Source organism: Paraclostridium sp. (genome assembly GCF_051657365.1).
Classification (GTDB): Bacteria; Bacillota; Clostridia; order Peptostreptococcales; family Peptostreptococcaceae; genus Paraclostridium.
Genome location: NZ_JBOFKN010000109.1, coordinates 1 through 17895, shown reverse-complemented (window position 1 = coordinate 17895; position 17895 = coordinate 1). Strand labels below are relative to the sequence as shown.

Sequence of the window (17895 nt, the reverse complement as noted above, 5' to 3'; positions counted from 1 at the left end):
TAGTCTTTCCCCCTTATAATTAATTTATTCTAAAATAATTATACATGTATATACAATTAATATCAATTTTTATTGCTATTATTTAAATATTGTTTTATTGTATTCTAAGTTTTTTGTAAAAATTTATCTTTTCCATTTTTAACTATTATAAAATTAATTTAAAATGTGAGTATACAAACTCATTGAATTTATATACTCACATTTATTTAAAAAACTTTACTTAACACATATTTTTATAAATTTCTTTTTACCAACTTGAACTATCATAGTATCTGAAATATTCACTTTTTTAATATCTTCTAATTTTTCATTGTTAATTTTAACTCCACCTTGTGTTACAAGCCTTCTAGCTTCACTCTTGCTAGTTGTTAAGTTATTCTTAACTAATTCTTCTATTAAATCAAATTCAGATTTTAAAACTTCAATAGTTTTTATATCATTAGGTATTTGTCCTTTTTGGAAAACTTCCTTGAATCTATTTTCAGCATTATTCGATTCTGTTTCTCCATGGTATAATGTAACTATTTCTTTTGCTAGTCTCATCTTTATATCTCTAGGATTAACCTTATCTTCATCTAAATCTTTTTTAATACTATCTACCACATCCGGATGAATATCTGTAACAAGTTCAAAATACTTTATTATTAGTTCATCTGGTATAGTCATAGCTTTTTCATACATTACAGCTGCTTTTTCATCTATACCAATGTAATTACCTAAACTTTTACTCATTTTATCTTGACCATCTAAACCTTCAAGTAATGGCATGAAGATTGTTGCTTGAGGATCTTGGTTAAATTCTTTTTGTAATGCTCTTCCCATCAATACATTAAATCTTTGATCCGTTCCACCTAACTCTATATCAGCTTTTATCTCAACTGAATCAAATCCTTGCATTAAAGGATAGAAAAATTCATGTAAAGATATAGGTGTTTGATTTTCATATCTATTTTTAAAATCTTCTCTTTCAAGCATTCTAGCAACTGTAATAGTTGAAGCTAATCCTATAGCATCTTCAAAGCTTAATTTAGATAACCACTCGCTATTAAAAACTACATCTGTTTTTTCTTTATCTAAAACTTTAAGTATTTGCTCTTCATATGTTTTTGCATTTTGTAAAACTTGCTCTGTGCTAAGAGCTTTTCTAGCTTTAGACTTTCCTGTTGGATCTCCTATTTTACCTGTAAAGTCACCTATTATAATTACAACTTTATGACCTAAATCCTGTAATTGTTTCATCTTTCTTAAAACTACAGTATGTCCTAAATGTATATCAGGTGCACTAGGATCTAATCCTAATTTAACCGTCAAAGGCTTATTTTCTTTTTGAGATTTTTCCAATTTATTTTTCAAATCTTCTAGTCCGATTATTTCATCTACACCTTTAGAGATTATTTTTATTTGCTCATCTATATTTTTCATAATTATTGCTCCTTAAATTTTAATTTTATTTTAATTATTTAAGGATGGTCGCTAAATTATCATATGGCGCCAATACAATAAAAAAACTCCCGTCCTTATAGAAAAGGACGAGAGTATTACTCACGTGTTACCACCTTAATTTGCTATTACCTCACGATAATAACCTCTTCAAGTACACCAATCTTGGGATACTCTAGCACTATAACGTGTGCAAAATCCGGCAACTGCCTACTAGTTGTTATCTTTCGGAGTGCAGCTTAGAGATGTATTCAAATCAACTTATCTTTTGCCCCTCTCACCAACCGGGAACTCTCTGTAAGACTCCATTAATTTTACTCTTTCTCATCAACGCTTTATTTATTATATATTCTTATAATATGATTATTACCTTTATTTTGTCAATGTTTTTTTAATTTATTCATAAACTATACACTTTATTTTTAGTTAATAATCATCATACTTATCCAAATCTTCATTTCGTTTTTCTCTTTGTCTCTCTATAATTTTTAAAATAAGTAATACTACACTTCCAATTATTATAGCTCCATATAAAAAAATTACCAACATGCCTATAATAATCCACATATTACTCATTGTCTTCTATAACTACAGCTGTTCCATAGGCTAACATCTCTGCAGCACCTTGCATAACTGTAGCTGAAGTTAATCTAAAACCTATTATAGCATTAGCACCTTTACGTTGAGCATCTTCTACCATTCTTCCTATAGCTATTTTTCTAGCTTCTTCAAGCATTTCATCATATCCAGTTAATTCTCCCCCAACTAATTGTTTAAAACTAGCCCCAATATCTTTACCTATATGTTTTGCTCTTATTGTACTTCCCTTAACTAATCCAACAACATTAGTTATCTTCTTGCCTGGTACATTTTCAATTGTTAACACTAACATATACATACCTCCTGAAAATATTTATATATATTATATCTATATATTATATTTTGTTTTATTAATATTAATTCTATCACATTATAAATTGATTAAAAGTTACATAAGTTTACAATTATTTATAAAAAATAGCTATATCAAAGTATAAATACTTCAATATAGCTATTTATATTTTACTTTGATTTTTCCTTTAACCTATTTTTACTCAAATCCTCTTTTTTCAATTCTTTAATTAAAGATATACTAGCTAAAATCATTATAAATATAAATGGAAATGCAGCTACTAAAGATGATGTTTGAAGAGCATTTAATCCACCTGTAAGCAACAAAACTATAGCTAAAAAAGATTGTAATAGTCCTAACATTATTTTTTTCTTATTTGTAGGATTTAAATCTCCTTTAGATGTAAACATGCCTAATACAAAAGTAGCTGAATTAGCTGATGTTATAAAAAACGTTATAAGTAATATTATTGTGACTATAGATATAATAAACCCAAAATCATAGTTGCTCATAACCGCAAAGAATGCTATAGACACATCTGATGCTATATCTTGAACTCCTCCAAGTGACATACCTTCTCCTAATGCCAAGTTTATCCCTAAATTACCAAATATAGCAAAGAATATAAATGATGCAAATGCAGGTGCAAACATAACCCCTAAAATAAACTCTCTTATAGTTCTTCCCTTTGAAATTCTTGCTATAAACGTTCCAACAAATGGTGCCCATGCTATCCACCATGCCCAATAAAATACCGTCCATTTGTTAGTCCATGTATTGTCAGAGTAAGCTCCTATAGATAAACTATCAGACAATATATTTTGAGCGTAATTGCCTAGTGAGTTTGTAAAACTATTTATTATTTCTAGTGTTGGTCCTACTAAAAATGCTGCTGCCGTTACAATAAGAGCTAGTATCAAGTTTATATCAGATACTTTTTTTATACCTTTATCTACCCCTGATACTGCTGTCGCTATAAACACAAATGTTGTTATAGCTATTATTATAATTTGAGTAACTGAATTGTTAGGTATATTAAATAAGTAATTAAGACCACTATTTATTTGCATAGTCCCAAGCCCTAATGATGTAGCTATACCTGCTATAGTTGCAAATACAGCAAGTACATCTATTGCAATACCCATCCATCCATGAACTCTATTTCCAAGAACAGGTTCTAATATAGAACTTATTAAACCTGATTTACCTTTTCTAAATTGAAAATATGCAAGTGATAATCCAATTATACTATAACCTGCCCAAGGATGTATTCCCCAATGTAAAAATGATGATTCAATTGCAAAATTAGCTGCTTCTATACTACCTGGAACTATACTTCCTTTCGGGTCAACAAAGTGAGATAAAGGTTCTGCTACACCCCAAAATATTAATCCTATACCCATACCTGCTCCAAATAACATGGCAAACCATGATGAAGTTGAATATTCAGGTGTAGAATCATCTGGACCTAGTTTTATATTGCCATACTTACTAAAAGCTAACCCTATTGCAAATATTACAAACATCAACATAGCTATTAAATACAACCACCCAAACTCATTAGTTAAAAACCCTAGTGTTGCATTTGCTGCTTTTGAAAAACTTTCATTAGATACCACTGCCCATAAACACATTGGCAATACAATAGCTAACGAAATATAAAAAACTCTATTATCATCTTTTTTAACTGTATTCTTCATAATTATCCTCCTAATTATTTTTTATTATGGATAGCTCTAATTCTTGAATACAGTTTGTTCATCTATTTCTGTAGATAAAGCTTTTAAGGCTGTTCCTACTATTTTATAGCGCATATTAAATTGCTCTTCTTTTGATTTTGAAGGATCCCCCATTGGATATGGAATAGATATAGTTGGCACTATTCTATTTGCACCTACCGTTTTTGCAACAGGTATTAAGTTACACATTTGAACTATTGGGAAACCTGCTTTTTCAAATTCTTTCACCATCGTTGCTCCACAACGTGTACAAGTACCTCATGTAGAAACCATGATTATAGCATCAACATTAGCTTTTTTTAGATATGGAATCATTTCATTAGCCATCTTAGCTGCTTCTGCTTGTGTTGTACCTGTTCCAACTGTTGAGTAAAAATATTCATGTAATCTTCCTATAATACCTTCTTTCTCATAAGCTTTAAGTGCATCTATAGGAGTTATTACATCTGGATCATTATCCGCTACTGCTGGGTCAAATCCTGCATGTATAGTTTTATATACTCCAGATTTTAAATCATCAACATTTGATATATCATATCGTCCCCATCTTGTAGCTGAAGCTGATTGTATTCTATCTGGGTTGTCAATAGGAACTATACCACCTGTATTTACTAATGCAATATTCGCTTTGCTTAAATCTTTAATAGCAGGTGCTATAGGAACCTTATCTATTTTAGGTATAGGTAATTCTGTTTCATATTTATTACCATTTAATTTATTTATTATCATTTCAACAGCTCTAGTCGCTGCCATTTTTTCATCTTCAAGCCAAACTTGATGTCTGCTTCCTCTACCAAAATATCCTTCTGTTTTTGCATCTAGCATAATATCATTTTTTAATATTTTATTAGAAAGGTTAGCCATATTCGCTAAATCCTGTCTCATTTTTCCTGCACTGTTACCACCTTTTAATATATACATATCCTTTTTAAACATGTCAACTCCAGGATTTTCTTCGTGCATAGATGTAACTACCTTTTTATTCAATTTTTCTTTTACAGCTTTACATATATGTCCACAAGCAACTCCATATCTTCCTGCTTGGAAAGCTGGTCCAGCTATGAATATATCGAACTCTTTATTTTTTAAAAATCCCATTATTATTTCTATTGCTTCATCTGTATTAGATCCCATAAAATTATCACCACAAATTATAGTGTGTGTAACAGTAGTACCATCTAACAATTTTTCAAGTTGTGCTGAAGGACCTATAACACCTTCTTTTATTTCTGGCTTAAAATCAGCTTTATCTTCTCCTCCAATTTGCCCAAAGAATTGATTTAGGTATACTATAGCTTTTTTCATAATATTTTTCCCCCTTTTATTAAAATTCTTTCATAGTTTTAATTGACCATCCTAGTACTTGATCTCCACAGAACATAGCGTTATTTTCCATTATTATAGACCCATCTTCTTTTACTGAAGATCCTAATATTTCATCATTACTCCATCCACCTGATAATCCATCTCTTTCTAATGCTTTAAGTTCCCCAATAACTTTTTCCATTGGTGGTAACTCTATAAGTTCTGAAACATTACCACAAGACACTAATGCATCTAATTTTTTATCTAGTGTAACTAATGGTTGTGAATTTCCATCTCTACCTGTACATTCATTGGTAAGTCCAACAACCTTTACTCCAACATCTTCTAATGCTACTATACACCCTACAAAATCAGCATCAGGATTTCCATATCCTTCTTCAGCTACTATTGCTCCATCTGCTCCCAATGTTTTAGCTATTTGCGCTACATATATAGCAGATCTTTCTTTTTGCTCCAATGATACATTTAAATTAGATAATATAACGCCTAAAAAGTTCAAACTCTTGCCATGTTCTTTATATAAACTTTTTATAATTGGAGCATTTTGTATATCGTATGTTGACCACTTAGATGAGCATGGCATAAAACTTCCCGATATTACTGCCCCATCTAATATTTCATTTGGATGCATTAATGTTGGTAGCATATGGTTTGTATTCCATCCATAAGTTAAATCATTGTATCCATCTTCCTCCATCTGTGATTGTAATTGCATAACAAATACTACACTAGGAAGGTTGTTAACTTTTTCACTTCTTTTTGTAATTCCAGTAAGTTCATAAGTTTCTAATTCTTCTGGTTCTAATTCTTTTACACACTCAGCTATATACTCAGCTAACTTATGTCCCGCTTTTCTTAATGCATCATTTTTCTTTTGTTGTTCATTTTTTTCAAAATCTTCATCAGTATCAGCAACCAATACTATATTTTTAAGTTTAGAGAAATATGTATACTTAGCTCCTTCTCCTCCCATATCTATCAGTCCATCTTGGAATCCTCCCCAGTGCTTTCCAACAACTAATAAACTACAATCTTTTAAAGCATGTGTTTTTCCATAACCACAAGTATCTAACTCACCTATATAACCTGGGAACAATGATCTATTACCTATTTTCACTCTTGGCTCTATAGCTTCTTTTACTGGGCACAACCTAACCCTGTCTCCAGGATTTACTATGTGCAAATCTGCATCAATAATTCTTTCATCTTGTTTTACAAAATTTATAAGTTCTTTTTTATTTAAACTTAAAACCCCATTTTCATAATTTGTCTTATCTGCAAACACTATATCTTTAACATAAAAATTACCAATTTCTAATTTCACAATTATTCCCCCTTATATTTTATTTATTACTTTATACTTTAATTGTAGTATTTTTTTAACAAAGTTTATTTGTAATATTTATAATACTCAAAGTAACTTTTTGTATTTTTTACAAATTATACAAATTTTTAAACATTTCTGCTAAAATTAACTTAAAGACACTATTGGAGGGGTTTTCATGGGGATCACGGTTAAAGATATATTAAAACTAGATATTTTTAAAAATAGTAAGGTTTTAGCTGGTCACAAAGGTCTAGACAGAGTTATAAATCGAGTATCAGTTTTTGATTGTCCTATAGAAGTTAATCGAGATAGAATGGTTTTAAAAGAAGGTGATTTTTTTATAAGCAATTTTTTTCCATTTAAGGACGATGAAGATTATGCTTTATATGCATTAGACTTTATAAATTCTTGTGGATGTTCTTGTTTTTGCATAACTAACGAATACCTTGATAGCTTTACTGAAAAACTAGTTAATGCTTGAGATAATATGAATCTGCCTATAGTTACTATAGACTATACAACTTCATATGGAGATATAATGAATTCTATAATGTCTCTTATATTAGAAAAACAAAAATTTACAATACTTGAAATGAAAATATCTGCATTACTAGATAATAATTTATCTTTAAGCGATATACATGCTACATTAAATTACATAAATTATTATTTTTCAAAATATGTAACTGCAATATATTGTACTAGTGATAACTTTGATTATAAATTTGATACTAATTTAATAAATTTAATATCTAAAAGTAAGTTCACTTCATGTATACCATTTAAAAAAGGTTTGCTTATTTTGATTACATATAACAATATTGATAAATCAGAATTGCAAAAAACAATAGAGTTTTATACTAATTTACTTGAAATTAATGTTAATGATTATATAATAGGTGTTAGTGATAACTTCATACCTATTACTTCTTGTAAAAATGCCATAAATCAAGCTTTATTATCTTGCAAATTTAATACTGTAACTAATAAAAGTATTATTCATTATACTTCTCTAGGAATATATTCTCTAATTATAAACTTCAAAGATTTTGATGAATTAAAAGAACTGTATTATAGCATAATATCGCCAATAAAAAATTACGATAAAGAAAATAATGCCTATCTACTTGAAACACTTATAAGCTTTGTTAATAATGATGGTGATTTTAAAAAAGTATCTAAGGAGCTGTTTCAACATGAAAATACAGTTAGATATAGAATTTTGAAAATAAGATCACTCTTAAATCTAGAGAAATCCCATATTGAGTTTTTCGAAAAAATTTCAATTGGTGTTAAGCTCCATAAAATATACAATAACTAAAAAATTCATATAAAAAATGATATACTCTCTTTCTAGTAAACAGTTAAAATAATAAAACTGTTACTCTAAAGGGAGTATATTTTTATGTCAATAAAAATATACTTTGATATAAAAATTAGAAAAGGCCTGACTCCGATTAAATATGGAGAGCAGACCTTAGTTACTTAATTTTTTATTTTTAGATAACTTTTTTAGTTATATCTTTATTAGAATCCTACTGGAATTCCAATTGACATCCATACTATGAATAATATAGTCCAAGCTAACAAGAATGTCATCGAATATGGTATCATAAGTGATATTACAGTACCAATTCCTGTATCCTTCTTGTACGCTTGCATAAATACTATAACCATTGCAAAATAACTCATAAGCGGTGATATTATATTAGTTGAACTATCTGCTATTCTATATGCAGTCTGAACAACATCTGCACCTATTCCTAACTTTAAGAACATTGGTATAAACACTGGTGCCATTATAGCCCATTTTGCTGATGCAGATCCCATAAATAAGTTTATAAATCCTGTTATTAATATAAATCCTACTAAAAGTGGTATTGTTCCAATATTTATTGATTGTAAAAAGTCAGCACCTCTTACAGCTATTATAGTACCTAAGTTTGTATATTCAAAATACTTTATAAATTGAGATGCAACAAACGCTAAACACAAATATCCACCCATAGAGCTCATAGCTTTGCTCATATGAGCTGCTACTTCTTTTTCATTTTTTACAGTTTTAGCTATTCTTCCATAAACTACTGACGGTACAAAAAATAGTATTGCTATTATTGGTATAAGTCCAGTCATTAAAGTTGAATGATTAACTATAGAATCTAAGAAATCTGGCTTATCTAAATTTCTTAAAAATGAATTTGGCATAACTACAAGTATTATTAAACCTATTACCATAAATAATAAAGTAAGATTTGCAAATTTCATAGCCTTTGCTTCTTCAGGTCTTATAGTTTGTAAATCACTAGCTCTTGCCATACCATCTGAAAATTTTCCATCTTTACTATCATATTTACCAAGCTTAGGTTCTACAATTTTAGTAGTTATCAAAGTTCCTAATATAGTTATTAAAAATGTTGATACAAACATAAAGAAGTAATTTGCAGTCGCACTTATATTAACAGTTGGGTCTAGTATATGAGCAGCTTCATTTGTGATTCCTGCAAGCATTGGATCTATAGTTCCTATTAATAAGTTTGCACTAAATCCTCCAGAAACCCCTGCAAATGCTGCTGCTATACCTGCTAATGGATGTCTTCCATAAGCCATAAATACTAAAGCTCCAAGAGGTATTAATATAACATAACCTGCATCTGATGCCATATTTGACATTATTCCTAAAAAAACTACTGTTGGAACTATTAATTTAGCGGGAGTTACACTGACCACTTTTTTAAGTAATGTTCCTATGTATCCTGAACTTTCAGCAAGTCCTATACCTAACATACCAACTAATACAACTCCTAGTGGAGCAAATGATGTAAAGTTTGTTACAGCATTTTCTAGCATATATTTAAATCCATTTCCATTTAGTAAACTAACTGCTGTTATAGTTTGCTTTTCAACTTTCATTGTTTCTCTATTTATAAGTTCTGCTGTTACACTTAAATCCATCATTTCTGCTAATGCAGATATAATTGCTATCGCTATACAAAGTATTGCAAATAAAGTAACCGGGTGTGGTAATTTATTTCCTATGTACTCAATTGAATCTAATGATTTCATTAAAAAACTCTTCTTTTTAACTTCTGCTTTCCCCATTAAAATTCCCCCCTTTTAACATTTGATATAATGGTAGCACAAGTTTCTACTTAAATTCAATGTTTATTTTTGCATTTTTCAATTTATTTTAAAAATTCATAATAATCTTCATATTTCGTATTTTCCACACATTTACTTCAATTTAAATTAGTCTTTAAATAGATAATATTAAAAAGCTATCTCAAAATCGAGATAGCTTTTTAATATTATCTATTTAATTTGTTCTACTATTCCATTTAATATATCATTTAAGTCATTACTTATATTATCTACTCCATTATGAGTTATATTAACTATTTCTTTGGTCATAGGAAGTTCTCCTAATAAATTTAAATTCATTTCTTTTAAGAATTTTTCTGTTTCTTCTCCATCAAATAATTTTATTTTTTTATCACAATCAGGACATTGAATATAGCTCATATTTTCAACTACCCCTAAAACTTTAACATCAAGCATCTTTGCCATATTAACAGCTTTCGCAACTATCATAGATATCATATCTTGCGGTACTGATACCATAACAACTCCGTTTAGAGGTATATTTTGCATTACAGTTAACGGCACATCACCTGTTCCTGGAGGCATATCGATTAATAAGTAATCTAACTCTTCCCACATTACATCTTTGTAAAATTGTTTAACAGTATTACTTATTATAGGACCTTTCCATACTATAGCTTGATTTTCATCTCCAACCATAAAATTTATAGACATTGTCTTTATATTATCTTTAGTTATTATCGGATATATATCTTTTCCATTAGGAGATACTGCTCTTTCATTTTGAATTCCCATAAGTCTTGGTATACTTGGCCCTGTTATATCTGCATCAAGTATTCCTACTTTATATCCCATTTTATTTAATTTTTTAGCTATAAGAGCTGTTACAGTTGATTTTCCAACTCCACCTTTACCACTCATCACACCTATAATATTTTTAATTTTATTGTTAGGATTGTTTTCTATATTACAAGTTTCTTGCTTATTACAACTTCCTTTTGAAGGACATGAATTACAATTTGACATTAATATTACCTCTCTTTTCTTTTGTTTACTTCTTTAATTATTGTTAAATATATATAAACTAATACCTAATAGTTGATTATTATTTTCTGTTTATATATACCCATTTTTTTATATTTAAAACATAGTTTTACATTATTTTAATTTTCATTATACAATTTCAATTATTTATTATATCAACTATAAAAGTATAAAACTCATTTATATATGAACTATACTCTATACTTTTTTCACTTATCCAATCATCTCTTCTTATAGAGCTTTGATTAGCACTTCCTGGCTGAAATACATTAGCTATACATCCGACTCTCACCTTATTTTCACTAGATATACTCCAATTATATTTATATTTATCATCAATATTTTTAATATAAAAGTTTACTTCATCTAACAAATCACCATATACAATTTTGGCACCTTCTATCAATAAGTCTTCTAATGTACCTTTATCTCTATTGTTTGGAAAAAAATATTTATATAAATTTATATTTTCATTTTTTACTTTTATAAAACCATTTATAAAATCTTTTTTAGTTATAATCATATCTTTCATTTTTGATTTAAATTTTTTATCAAAACTTGTATCAGCTAAACTTTGATCAGCATCAAATATAGCACAAATGCTTTTAATTTGACTCAGTTCTGATTTATTCATATTGCTAATATATAAATCAATTTCTTTTATAAGTCTTCCTTCTCCATTAGTACAAATAACTACTACAATTATTTTCTCATTAGTAAAATAATTTGGTATAGGTATATGTCTATCTAATTTATCATTTACAAAAGGATAGGTTCTAGGTATTTTTCTCTTCCATATATCTGGTAAATTTTCTATATTTCTTATTTCCTTGAAGTTATTAATATCTAATATTCTACCTACACAGTTAGCATCATGTATTCCTTCTACGAAAACTAATATATTTTTCATCATCTCACATCCTGCCCTAGGATAGTTCTTATATCTTTTAGCTTACTTCCTGAAAATCTTGTCGTGTAGGCATTTTCATCTATAGTTTCTATTCTAAAACATGCTAAATCATTTAAATTTCCACCGATTCCTTCAATCATAGAATCTATTACTTCTAGGCTATGTGTTGTACAAATTAACTGAACATTATATTCTCTACAAGATTTAACAAACCAATCAAATACTTCTTTTATCATATCTTTATAAATAGCAGTTTCTATTTCATCAATTAATAAAATTCCATTTCTAGCACTTATTAATGCACAAGCTAAAGTTATTACTTTTTTAACTCCATCTCCAAAGCTAGATAATGGCATTAATTTATACTTTTTATGATATATATAAATAGATGTAGTATTCATATAACTATTTGGTAAAACTTCAAATCCTATAATATTTTCATCAAATCTTTCAAGTAATCTTATTATTCTATCTTTATCACCTTTTTTTATTTCTTCTATAGTTGTATTCAATAAATTTTCTCTAAAATGATCATAGGGTGTTACATATACAATTTTTATAATATTATAACTTCCATTAAATCTTAACTGTTTATTTTCTTGAATGTATATTTCTTTATTTATTAACTCTTCATCATCTTTTTTTAAACTAACTTTCCCATCAAATGCTTTACTATCAAAATAATTTTCATTACTATTTAAATCTACTATACCACTTAAATTACCTTCTATTTTAAGCTCATTTCTACATTCATTTATGATAGAGTCTATATGTATTAATCTATTTTCGTTCTGATTTTTAGGAAACATTTCTAAAAATAATTCAAACTTAGATACATTGTTACTATCTCTTTTAGAAGCATTTAATAACATATTTTTAATGCTATCTGGATTTTCTAAAAGGGATATTGCTTCTAAAAGGGATGTTTTTCCACTATTGTTATCCCCTACAATTATATTTGTAGACAAAAAATCTTTTAGCTCTAAATCTTTCACTCCTCTAAAATTTTTTATATTTATATAACTTAAGTAATTCATATTATCACTTCTCTCTTTTATATAATTTAATAAATTATATAAATTAAGAGCTATTAATATAACTTTATAATTAAATATAAAAAAAGAGCTATTAAAAATAGCTCTTTAACTACTATATAAACAAGTTTAAACCTGAATCTTCAGCTGCACCTAAATATGCTGCAACTCCACCTAAATCAACACCTTCTATAAGTTCATCTTTTTTAATTCCCATTAAATCCATACTCATAGAACAAGCAACTAGCTTAACACCCATGTTAATAGCATTATTTATCAATGTATCCAAATCATCAACATTATGTTTTTTCATTATTTCATTTATCATTTTAGGTCCCATTCCACCCATATTCATTTTAGATAAAGGAAGTTTTCCAGTGTTACTTGGTAGCATAATATCAAACATTTTTTCCATAGTATCTTTTTGAACTTTTACTTTTTCTTTTTTCTTTAATATATTAAGTCCCCAGAATGTGAAAAACATAGTAACCTCTTTACCCATAGATGCTGCACCTGTAGCTATTATAAATGATGCTATAGCTTTGTCTAAATCTCCACTGAATACTACCATAGTAGCACCATCTTTACTTTGTGTGTGTGTTAATGAACATGAATTTTTTGCATTAACAGGATTTACTCCTTTTTGTATATATGCAACATATGCTTTTTTATCTTTATCAAAATCAGCTTCTAAAAGAGAGTTTCCTGTTGTTTCACACCAAGCTTTTATATCTTTACTAAACGCTACATCACTAGCCTTTACTTCTAATATTTCTCCTTCCTTCATATTAGACATTTCTTCAAAAACTCTTCGTATTGGTCCTGGACACTGAAGACCACATGCATCTAATTCTATATTAGCTTTTATATTTTCGCTCATAATAGCTACCTCTTTACTTAAATTTTCATTTACTTTCACTTTATTTCTCTTTTGATTATCTATTGTTTTCTTTGCTCTTTTGACTGATGAATATGTCTTATATCCACCATCTATATTAAAACATTCAAATCCATGTTGTGCTAATATTCTACAAGCAATATAACCCCTTAGACCAACCTGGCAAGTTACATAAATTTTCTTATCTTTTGGTAGTTCATCTAATCTATTTCTTAAATTTCCAAGAGGTATATTAATAGAACCTTCTATGCTACCAGTTGCTAATTCATATTCATCCCTTACATCTAATACTATATCTTTATTTTTTAAAGCTTCTTCAACTTCATAGTATTGAATATTTCCTACATACCCTTCAATTATATTAGAAGCATAATACCCTAACATATTTACAGGATCCTTTGCTGAATTGTATGGTGGTGCGTAACAAGTTTCAACATCTTGTAAATCAAACACTGTTAAATTCCCCTTTATAGCAGTAGCTATTACATCTATACGTTTGTCAACTCCTTCTATTCCAACACATTGCGCCCCGTATATTCTACCTGTTTTCTTATCAAATATCATTTTTAATGACATTGGAAAAGCTCCTGGGTAATATCCAGCACTTGAATTTGGATGTATATGAATTACTTCATACTCTATTCCTATTCTTTTTAAAGTTTTTTCATTGTTTCCAGTAGTAGCTACTGTGTAATCAAATATTTTAGCTACCGATGACCCTAATGTACCTTTATATGCTACATTTTTGCCACATATATTATCAGCCACTAACCTACCTTGTCTATTTGCAGGCCAAGCTAAAGGTATCATTGTTGGTCTTTTATTTACAAAATCTAAAATTTCTACAGCATCACCTAATGCATATATATTTTCATCTGAAGTCTTCATGTATTCATCAACAACTATAGCGCCTCTTTCATTAAGCTTTAATCCAGCTTCTTTTGCTATAGTAGTTTCTGGTCTAACACCTATAGATAATATAATTAAATCTGTATATATTTCTTTTCCACTATTTAAAACAACTATTTTTCCATTCTCTCTAAATTCTTTAACTCCATCATTTAATATTAATTCAATGTTTTTATCTATTAAATGCTCATGTACAGTACTGACCATTTCTTCATCAAGTGGTGCCATAACTTGAGTACTTGCTTCAACTAAGATTACTTCTATACCTCTTTTTACTAAGTTTTCAGCCATCTCAATTCCTATAAATCCACCACCTATAACTACAGCTTTTTTAGTACTTTCTTTATCAGTGTACTCTTTTATTTTATCTGTATCTGGTATATTTCTTAGCGTAAATAAGTTGTCACAGTCTTTAATTCCATTAATTGGTGGTTTTATAGGACTAGCCCCTGGTGATAACACTAATACATCATAACTCTCTTCATATATTTCATTATTTTTATGATTTTTTACAACTACTTTTTTATTGTCTTTATCTATTTTAATTACTTCACTTAAATTTCTTATATCCATATTAAATCTATTACTCATAGATTCAACAGTTTGAACTATAAGTTTTTCTCTTTCAGCTATAACTTCTCCTATATAATAAGGAAGACCGCAATTTGCGAAAGATATATATTTACCTTTTTCAAACATAATTATTTCAACATTTTCATCCAATCTTCTAAGCCTTGCAGCTGCTGAAGCTCCACCTGCCACTCCACCTATTATTATAACTTTTTTAGACATATCCCATATCTCCTTCTTATTTGATATTTTCGCAGTTTATATTTTAATGTTGTTAAAGTAATAACCTAAAATTTTATTATTTATTTATAATTTTCTTATATTTTAATTATATAAAAGTTTTAATTGTTATTCTGTGACTTTGTCACATAATAAATTACAAAATAAAAAAATCCTGAAAGCTATTAACCTTCAAGATTTTTATATATAAAATATTCTATTTAATTATTTATTTTCATTATTATTATTTCTATTGTATCCTTGATTATTATTAAAACTTATTTGCTTTCCTGGTATTATAGTAGATACTGCATGTTTATATATAAGATTTTGTTGCTTGTTTTCACCTTCTAATAATACTATGTAGCTATCGAATCCCTTAACATATCCCTTAATTTGAACTCCATTCATTAAAAATATTGTCACAGGTATTCTTTCTTTTCTTGCATTGTTTAAGAATAAATCCTGTAAATTTAAAACTGTATTTTTCATTAGCTTAATACCCTCCAAAAATGATTTATCATATTTATTTTTTATTATATATATTATATTCTATATTACACAACATTTACCTTTTTTTCAATATAAGTAATTACATCATTTAGAAGTATTTTTTCATCATTATAATCATCTAGATCAAACCATTTTGCACCTTCATACCTTCTAAACCATGTTAATTGTCTTTTAGCGTATCGTCTTGAATCTCTCTTTATAATTTCAACTGCTTCATCATATGTATACTCTCCATCTAGATATTTTATCATTTCTTTATATCCTATACCTTGCATAGATGTTAAATCTTTAGAGTATCCCCTTTTTAGCAATTCTCTAACTTCTTTTTCTAAACCTTCTTCAATCATTATATCTACACGTAAATCAATTCTTTTATATAGATGATCTCTATCTCTGTTTAATACAATTATTATAGGTTCATACTTTTCATTAAATTTAAGATCATTACTAAAATCATTCATCTTTTTACCGCTTAAGCAAACTTCAAGTGCTCTTATAACTCTTTTTGTATTATTTTTATGAATTCTAGTGGCTGCATTTTCATCTAATTCTTTTAACTTGTTGTGCATGTAATCTATCCCATTTTCCTCAAGTTCTTTTTTTAAAGATTCTCTTAGCTCATTATCAGCATCTGATTTTGCAAAATCCATATTGTATATAAGTGAATTTAAGTAAAGACCTGTTCCTCCAGTTACTAACGGAAGTTTATTATCTTTCACGATATCGAGTATATAGTTATTGGCTCTTTCTTGAAACTCAGATACCGAAAAACTAAAATCAGGATCAACTTCATCTATTAAGTAATGTTTCACACCTTTCATCTCATCAGTTGTTACTTTAGCACTTCCTATATCCATATATTTATATATTTGCATAGAATCAGCGGATACTATATCCATATTCATTTTTTTAGCAAGTTGTATAGATAAATTTGTTTTTCCAACTGCTGTAGGTCCAGTTAATATAACTAAAGGTATTTTTTTCATATTCTCCCCTTCTTTCTTACATAATTCTTTTAAACATTTTTTCTATATCCGTCTTTGATATTTCTACAAATATCGGTCTACCATGCGGTCATGTAAAAGGGTTTTTACATGTTTCAATTTGTTTTAATAGGCTATTAATTTCTTCATCATATATCGTATCATTAGCCTTTATTGCTGATTTACATGCCATAGAGGCAAATTTTTCACCTTTTAGTTCATAATTATTTTTTATCTCATCAATATTATCAATTATATCTAAAACAAACTTTTCTGATTCTGGAGTTCCAAATGTAGTCGGTACACATCTTATCATTATATGATTTTTACCAAATATCTCTATTTCAAACCCAAATTTCATAAATAAGTCTATATTATTTTCAATTTGTAACATGTCAGTTGTTGGTAATTCTAATACAATAGGATCTAATAACATCTGCATATTTATATCCATATTATAAAACTTGTCCATATATCGCTCATATAGTACTCTTTCATGTGCGGCATGTTGATCTAATAAATACATATTACTTCCCTTTTGAAGTATTATATAAGTTTTAAAAATTGTTCCTATAATTAAATAATCGTTTAAACAAAAATCATGACTATTATTTTTTAAAAGTTCAGTTTGCTGTGAATGATTTTCATATAATTCATGTTTTTCTTCTACATTATAATTATCTAATTTACTTTCCTCTGTATATTCATTTTCAATTTGACGTTCATTTAATTCTTTTTTATCTGATTTGCTATTTTCTAATTGTGTGTCTAATTCAATTAAATCATTAAAACTATATACCTTATTTAAATCAATAGCTTCATCTAATACTATAATTTCCTCATTCATTGATTTATTTATAGATTCATTTTCACACTTATTTTTAATTTTACATTCTAAATTTTTTCTTTCTTCTATTTCTTCAAAGCTATACGTTTGATTTTTATATTCTTTTTCTAAATTATTTAATATACCTTGATTTATATTATCTACA

Annotated in this window: 15 protein-coding genes, 1 pseudogene and 1 other annotated feature; of the genes and pseudogenes, 2 read left to right on the top strand and 14 right to left on the bottom strand. The window is 27.9% G+C overall.

Annotated elements, in window-relative coordinates:
* Positions 1-216 precede the first annotated feature (216 nt).
* The 6 genes from tyrS to ACRCYC_RS08315 form a co-directional block, all read right to left on the bottom strand.
* The gene (gene tyrS, locus ACRCYC_RS08340) at positions 217-1422 is read right to left on the bottom strand and encodes a tyrosine--tRNA ligase (protein WP_438618663.1); all 1206 of its coding nucleotides are present in this window, start codon (positions 1420-1422) and stop codon (positions 217-219) included.
* Positions 1423-1522: 100 nt separating this feature from the next.
* Positions 1523-1780: a binding site (T-box leader), on the bottom strand.
* A gap of 86 nt (positions 1781-1866) precedes the next feature.
* Positions 1867-2016: a hypothetical protein gene (locus ACRCYC_RS08335; protein ID WP_438618661.1), complete on the bottom strand. Its 150-nt coding sequence runs from the start codon at positions 2014-2016 to the stop codon at positions 1867-1869.
* Positions 2009-2332 (bottom strand): YbjQ family protein, encoded by a 324-nt coding sequence (locus ACRCYC_RS08330; protein ID WP_438618660.1) that lies wholly within the window; start codon positions 2330-2332, stop codon positions 2009-2011. The genes ACRCYC_RS08335 and ACRCYC_RS08330 overlap by 8 nt, the downstream gene beginning before the upstream one ends.
* A 170-nt stretch (positions 2333-2502) precedes the next feature.
* The gene (locus ACRCYC_RS08325; RefSeq protein ID WP_438618659.1) at positions 2503-4032 is read right to left on the bottom strand and encodes a glycine betaine uptake BCCT transporter; all 1530 of its coding nucleotides are present in this window, start codon (positions 4030-4032) and stop codon (positions 2503-2505) included.
* Between the two features lie 36 nt (positions 4033-4068).
* Positions 4069-5376: a betaine reductase selenoprotein B gene (gene grdH / locus ACRCYC_RS08320; RefSeq protein WP_438618657.1), complete on the bottom strand. Its 1308-nt coding sequence runs from the start codon at positions 5374-5376 to the stop codon at positions 4069-4071.
* Between the two features lie 19 nt (positions 5377-5395).
* Entirely contained in the window at positions 5396-6721 is a 1326-nt protein-coding gene (locus tag ACRCYC_RS08315) for a glycine/sarcosine/betaine reductase component B subunit (RefSeq protein ID WP_438618656.1), read from the bottom strand.
* A 178-nt stretch (positions 6722-6899) separates the two neighbouring features.
* On the opposite strand from ACRCYC_RS08315, the gene ACRCYC_RS08310 reads away from it, so the two are divergent.
* Positions 6900-7205: a PucR family transcriptional regulator ligand-binding domain-containing protein gene (locus tag ACRCYC_RS08310; protein ID WP_438618655.1), complete on the top strand. Its 306-nt coding sequence runs from the start codon at positions 6900-6902 to the stop codon at positions 7203-7205.
* Between the two features lie 6 nt (positions 7206-7211).
* Positions 7212-8045: a PucR family transcriptional regulator gene (locus ACRCYC_RS08305; protein WP_438618654.1), complete on the top strand. Its 834-nt coding sequence runs from the start codon at positions 7212-7214 to the stop codon at positions 8043-8045.
* 206 nt (positions 8046-8251) lie between these two features.
* Here the strand turns inward: ACRCYC_RS08305 and ACRCYC_RS08300 are convergent, their stop codons facing one another.
* The 8 genes and pseudogenes from ACRCYC_RS08300 to ACRCYC_RS08265 form a co-directional block, all read right to left on the bottom strand.
* The gene (locus ACRCYC_RS08300; RefSeq protein WP_438618653.1) at positions 8252-9823 is read right to left on the bottom strand and encodes an AbgT family transporter; all 1572 of its coding nucleotides are present in this window, start codon (positions 9821-9823) and stop codon (positions 8252-8254) included.
* A 210-nt stretch (positions 9824-10033) separates the two neighbouring features.
* Complete coding sequence (locus tag ACRCYC_RS08295) at positions 10034-10849, bottom strand: Mrp/NBP35 family ATP-binding protein (protein WP_438618652.1); 816 nt, start codon at positions 10847-10849, stop codon at positions 10034-10036.
* A 157-nt stretch (positions 10850-11006) separates the two neighbouring features.
* Positions 11007-11777, bottom strand: a complete 771-nt coding sequence (locus ACRCYC_RS08290) for a DUF3226 domain-containing protein (protein ID WP_438618651.1) — start codon at positions 11775-11777, stop codon at positions 11007-11009.
* Positions 11777-12814, bottom strand: coding sequence for an AAA family ATPase (locus ACRCYC_RS08285; protein WP_438618650.1), 1038 nt, complete (start codon positions 12812-12814; stop codon positions 11777-11779). The genes ACRCYC_RS08290 and ACRCYC_RS08285 overlap by 1 nt, the downstream gene beginning before the upstream one ends.
* Before the next feature lie 112 nt (positions 12815-12926).
* Positions 12927-15410, bottom strand: a complete 2484-nt coding sequence (gene cdr / locus ACRCYC_RS08280) for a CoA-disulfide reductase (protein WP_438618649.1) — start codon at positions 15408-15410, stop codon at positions 12927-12929.
* Between the two features lie 222 nt (positions 15411-15632).
* A complete protein-coding gene (hfq, locus tag ACRCYC_RS08275; protein ID WP_438618648.1) occupies positions 15633-15899 on the bottom strand; it encodes an RNA chaperone Hfq in 267 nt (88 codons plus the stop codon).
* Positions 15900-15964: 65 nt separating this feature from the next.
* On the bottom strand, positions 15965-16906 hold the full coding sequence (gene miaA, locus ACRCYC_RS08270) for a tRNA (adenosine(37)-N6)-dimethylallyltransferase MiaA (RefSeq protein WP_438618647.1): 942 nt from the start codon (positions 16904-16906) through the stop codon (positions 15965-15967).
* 88 nt (positions 16907-16994) lie between these two features.
* Positions 16995-17895 (bottom strand): annotated as a pseudogene (locus tag ACRCYC_RS08265) (DNA mismatch repair endonuclease MutL); the annotation flags it as partial.